Origin of the sequence: Acinetobacter sp. UBA3025 (assembly GCF_002367915.1) — a bacterium.
GTDB lineage: Bacteria > Pseudomonadota > Gammaproteobacteria > Pseudomonadales > Moraxellaceae > Acinetobacter.
The window spans coordinates 691-5,404 of the sequence record NZ_DFDO01000127.1 but is presented as its reverse complement, the minus strand read 5'-3'; the positions used below and the strand labels follow the sequence as shown (position 1 = coordinate 5,404).

The window sequence follows — 4,714 nt, the reverse complement described above, 5'->3', positions numbered from 1 at the left end:
CTATTTCAGGACAAGACACTTATATAAAACTAGCCTTCCAGAATTCCACTGACACCTGTCACAATCATATCAATGGCGATGGTTCCGATTAATAGTGCTGCGACACGACCAACGATATCGACATAAAGGTCAATATAATTAGAATATTTATGCTGTAAATGATCATGCAGGTATTTCATCAGAATTAGCAAGCTACAGGTCAGAAACAGGGTAAAGAAAATCACCAGAATGGTTTGCATTAAACTGAGCTGAATCCCGGTAATCACGGAAGCCGAAATGGTGCCGGGACCGATCATAAACGGCATGGCAATCGTACCCGCCAGATGACTGGGCGCTCCACGCATCACACCAATCGTATCAGCACCTTCAAAGACATAACGATAGCCAATCACCAGAAAAATAATACCGCCAAAAATCTGGAAGGACTCAAACCGTACATGCAAGACTTCATTAAAGAAGGCCTCACCGGTTTTTGCAAAAATGATGAACACAATAAAGCTGATCAGACTGCCCTGAATCAATGCCATGTTGAATACTTTTGCGTCGGAATTACGGATAATTCCGAGCATATAAATACTCATCAGAAAAGGGTTGAGCAGGGAGAAAAACAGGGCAAATGCATTCAAACTTTCTGACATCATTCAGTCCTTCCGTAGTTGAGATATCCTAGATTTCACGGTCCGGGAACAGCGGACGTTTACCCGGACTGATCCGGTTAATATGCAGATACATCATATGGCGTTCATATTTATCCAGGATGTCATTGATCACCTGTTCCTTACTATAACCGACCAGATCGTTGCCCTGAGAGCCTTCAAACAGATAACTTTCCAGACGATAGTAATAACGTTTGGTTCGTTTACCCCGTGAACTGAAATTTGGCGTGTCATAGCGTACCGGCCATATTTCATAGACAAAGTTTTCTTCTTCATCGAGCTGAATGGTCAGATCCAGGTGATACAGTTCAGGTTCTTCCTCAAGCGATTTTTCCTGAATATTTACTTGAATGCCTTTGTCAATTAACTCGGTTGCAACGGCCTCAATGGCTGGTTTGCAAACATTATCCAGCATGGTTCGGGTCTGGGACAGGCTTGGATGCAGCATGACCCGGCTCAGACGCTTCTTCCAGTTCAGGATATCCACATTACCGACCACAGGCGCAGCATTCAGACTGGTACTGGCCTGCCGAAAATCCTCCAGACGCAAGGACTTATACAGTCCGGCCATCACAAAGAAAATCACGAAACTAAAAGGCAGACCCATAATAATCGTGGTGTTCTGTAATGCTGTCACGCCATTCGCCATGAGCATTGCCAAAGTTAGCAAACCGATAGCAATGGCCCAGAACACACTGAGCCAGCGCGGTGAATCATGCTCAATATTAGTGAATTTAGTGGTGAAGTTCCCCAATACCAATGCCCCTGAATCCGCTGAAGTCACATAGAACAGCAAACCTGTAATGGTGGCGACACCTGCGAGAAATGTGAAACCTGGATACTGTGCCAGCAGATCATAAAAACCATGCGCTGGATTTTCTAAAACAGTTGTCGCAAGCTGAGTATTACCATCAAAAATCACACTGTATAAAGCACTGTTACCGAAAATAGACAACCAAGTGAGGGTAAATAACAGAGGAATAACCAAAGTCCCGGTGACAAATTCACGAATAGTACGACCACGGGAAATACGTGCCAGGAACAGACCGACAAAAGGTGACCAGGCAATCCACCATGCCCAGAAGAACAGGGTCCAGCTATTCATCCATTCTTTAGGCTGCTCAAAAGGAAAACTGCTTAAAGAGAGTTTCGGGAACTGGCTGAGATAATCACCAAAATTCTGAATTAGAGCCGCTAATAAAAACTCTGTATTTCCCATAAAGAGAATAAAGAGCAGCAACCCGATTGATACATAGATATTAATTTCAGACAGAACCCGAATACCTTTATTGACACCCGCAGTGACTGAAATAATAGTAATAATGACTGCAACACCAATTAATGCAGTTTGAATCCAGATATTTTCCGGCAAGCCAAACAGGACATGCAGACCGTAATTTAGCTGAACCACACCGATACCGCAGGTGGTGGCAATACCAAAAATCGTACCGAGTACTGCAGCGGTATCTACCGTATGGCCAATCGGGCCATTAATTCTTTTTCCAAAAATAGGATAAAGCGCAGAGCGAATTGTCAGTGGTAAATTATAGCGATAACTGAAATATCCCAACGCAACCCCAATCAGCGCGTACATGCTCCAGCCGGTCAGACCATAGTGAAACAGGGTCCAGACCATAGACTGACGCGCGGCTTCAAAGGTTTCAGCTTCACCGACTGGAGGACTCATATAATGAGACAAGGGTTCAGCGACCGAGAAGAACATCAAGTCAATCCCGATCCCGGCTGAGAACAACATGGCCGACCAGCTCAGCAGGCTGAATTCGGGTTTAGAATGTTTGGGACCAAGCTTGATTTCGCCATAACGTGAGCAGGCGATAAAGACAATAAAAACCAGATACAGCGTTGCCGCCAGCAGGTAATACCAGCTAAAGGTACTACTGACCCAGTTTAAAATATTAATAATGACTAGATTGGCTTGTTCATTAAATAAAATCGTGATGATAGAAAACAGCAGAATAAGCGTCGCCGAACAATAAAAGACTACCTTATTCAGACTATCTTGCACCTCTTCGTTTTTCTTTTGCATAAATCTCTGACCATCGTTTTGTTGCCGAATGATCTACAGTGCAGTGTGATTTAAAAGCATAAGCTGGCCCTAAAGCTTCCTTGTTTTCGTGAATTACAAACTTTTGCAAATCCAAAACAAACTGCGCTGTACATCAAGGGTGAGCTGGCACTATAATTTTTATTAATTGAACGTTCAATTAAAAAAGCGTTTAGGAATTGTTACATCATTCCGCTATTTGCTTTAGCAGAGTGATTTTGTATTGCTACATCCGTTATTCAGGTTAGTCCTATGCCAAAAGTTGGTATGCAACCGATCCGTCGTCAGCAACTGATCGATGCCACGTTAGCTGCAGTGAATGAGCTAGGTTTTGCAGAAGCTTCAATTAGTCAGATTGCTCAGAGGGCAGGTGTCTCAACAGGCATCATAAGTCATTATTTTCAAGGTAAAAATGGGTTAATTGAAGCCACAATGCGTTACTTATTGCAGCAATTAGGTAAATCTGTTGCTGAAATCAAGTCACAGGTGAATGACGCCCCTGAACAACGCTTACTGGCAATTGTGCGTGGCAATTTTACTGCTCCACAAACGGATAAAGCGGCCATGAAGGTGTGGTTGGCTTTTTGGGCCAGCAGTCTGCATCAGCCCGATTTACATCGTTTACAGCAAATAAACCATTACCGCTTACATTCCAATCTTAAATATGAATTCATGAAAAAGCTGAGTAAGGATCAAGCTGAGAAGGCAGCACAAGGTCTGGCTGCACTCATTGATGGATTCTGGCTAAGAGGGGCTTTAGTAAGTGGCGAAATTGATCCAGAACTGCCGATTGAGCTGTGTAGTGAATATATCCGGCAACAACTCAAATAACCAATCTGCGAGGGAATTCCATTGACAACATTCAAACTGCAACGTCCTTATATTCATGGACAATATGTCGATGCAACGTCCAATAGCACGTTTCAAACTATTAATCCTGCAACAGGCGAAGTCCTGGCTGAAGTGCAGGTCTGTTCAAAAAATGATATCGATCGTGCGGTTGAATCTGCACAACAAGGGCAAAAAGTCTGGGCAGAAATGACCGCGATTCAACGCTCGCGCATCTTGAACAAGGCAGTCGCCATTTTACGCGAGCGTAACGATGAGCTGGCAAAATTAGAAAGCTTGGACAGCGGTAAAGCCTTTAGTGAAACATCGACTGTTGATATTACGACAGGTGCAGATGTACTCGAATATTATGCGGGAATTCTACCGGTTCTTGAAGGCCAGCAAATCCCGCTGAGAAGCAGTTCCTTTGTCTATACTCGCCGTGAACCTTTGGGGGTTGTCGCTGGAATTGGCGCATGGAATTATCCGATTCAGATCGCATTGTGGAAATCTGCACCGGCACTCGCTGCAGGCAATGCCATGATTTTCAAAGCCAGTGAAGTTACGCCTTTAACTGCGCTGAAACTGGCAGAAATTTATACCGAAGCCGGTGTGCCGCATGGTGTCTTTAATGTGGTTACCGGTAGTGGTGAAATTGGTGGTTATCTAACTTCGCATCCCGATATTGCCAAAGTGTCATTCACTGGTGGCGTTTCTACCGGCAAAAAAGTTATGGCGCAAGCTGCCAATTCTAGTTTGAAAGAAGTCACTATGGAGCTGGGCGGTAAGTCTCCGCTGATTATCTGTGAAGATGCCGATCTGGATCTGGCGGCTGATATTGCCATGATGGCCAACTTCTATAGCTCTGGTCAGGTGTGTACCAACGGTACTCGTGTTTTTGTACCTTTGGCATTGAAAGCAGCATTTGAAGAAAAGATTTTGCAGCGTGTTGAACATATCCGTATGGGTGATCCTCTCGATCCTGAAACCAATTTCGGTCCGGTGTCCAGCTTTGAGCATATGGAAAAAGTGCTGGGCTATATCGAAAAAGGCAAGATAGAAGGGGCGCGCTTATTGTGTGGCGGCGGCCGTGCTGAGGATGAACAGTTTGCCCAAGGGGCGTATGTCCTGCCAACCGTGTTTACCGACTGCCGCGATGACATGA

General features: G+C 44.5%; 4 protein-coding genes. 2 read left to right on the top strand and 2 right to left on the bottom strand.

What is annotated here, in order from left to right; genetic code table 11:
• Nucleotides 1-29: 29 nt before the first annotated feature.
• Nucleotides 30-638: a MarC family protein gene (locus B4J23_RS05605; protein WP_005266373.1), complete on the bottom strand. Its 609-nt coding sequence runs from the start codon at nt 636-638 to the stop codon at nt 30-32.
• 28 nt (nt 639-666) lie between these two features.
• Nucleotides 667-2,703, bottom strand: coding sequence for a choline transporter (locus B4J23_RS05600; RefSeq protein WP_034705245.1), 2,037 nt, complete (start codon nt 2,701-2,703; stop codon nt 667-669).
• Nucleotides 2,704-2,973: 270 nt separating this feature from the next.
• On the opposite strand from B4J23_RS05600, the gene betI reads away from it, so the two are divergent.
• Together betI and betB are read left to right on the top strand one after the other, a co-directional pair.
• The gene (gene betI, locus B4J23_RS05595) at nt 2,974-3,552 is read left to right on the top strand and encodes a transcriptional regulator BetI (protein WP_005235723.1); all 579 of its coding nucleotides are present in this window, start codon (nt 2,974-2,976) and stop codon (nt 3,550-3,552) included.
• Between the two features lie 21 nt (nt 3,553-3,573).
• The coding region (betB, locus tag B4J23_RS05590) for a betaine-aldehyde dehydrogenase (protein WP_414631563.1) at nt 3,574-4,714 on the top strand (1,141 nt) is incomplete at its 3' end.